Source organism: Methylophaga sp. UBA4204, from assembly GCF_002379485.1.
Classification (GTDB): Bacteria; Pseudomonadota; Gammaproteobacteria; order Nitrosococcales; family Methylophagaceae; genus Methylophaga.
Genome location: NZ_DFTU01000096.1, coordinates 1,741 through 2,223 on the forward strand (window position 1 = coordinate 1,741; position 483 = coordinate 2,223).

At 44.7% G+C, this 483-nt stretch carries 1 pseudogene; it reads right to left on the bottom strand.

Annotation, left to right across the window (positions count from 1 at the left end):
* Positions 1–483 (bottom strand): annotated as a pseudogene (locus B3182_RS14480) (phosphoketolase); the annotation flags it as partial.

Here is a 483-nt window from a genome sequence, read left to right on the forward strand (position 1 = left end):
TTCCATCGTCGGTACATCACCACAACAAGCCATCACCAGATCCGGTTCGTTGCCATTATCATTACTGGCCCATTGCCAGACACCTACACCAGCGGTGCAATGTTTTACTGCCGACTCCATATCCAGCCATTGTGGAGAAGATTGTTTACCGGCCACAACCACGTTTACATAGTTACGACTGCGCAGGCAGTGATCAGTAACGGATAACAGTGTATTGGCATCAGGCGGCAAATACACTCGTACCACTTCGGCTTTTTTATTCACTACATGATCAATAAAGCCGGGATCCTGATGCGAAAAGCCATTGTGATCCTGACGCCATACATGTGATGACAATAGATAGTTTAATGAGGCAACAGGTTTACGCCAGGGGATCTGATTACAGATTTTCAGCCATTTGGCATGCTGATTGAACATCGAGTCGATGATATGAATAAACGCTTCATAACAGGAGAAAAAACCATGTCGACCTGTTAATAAATA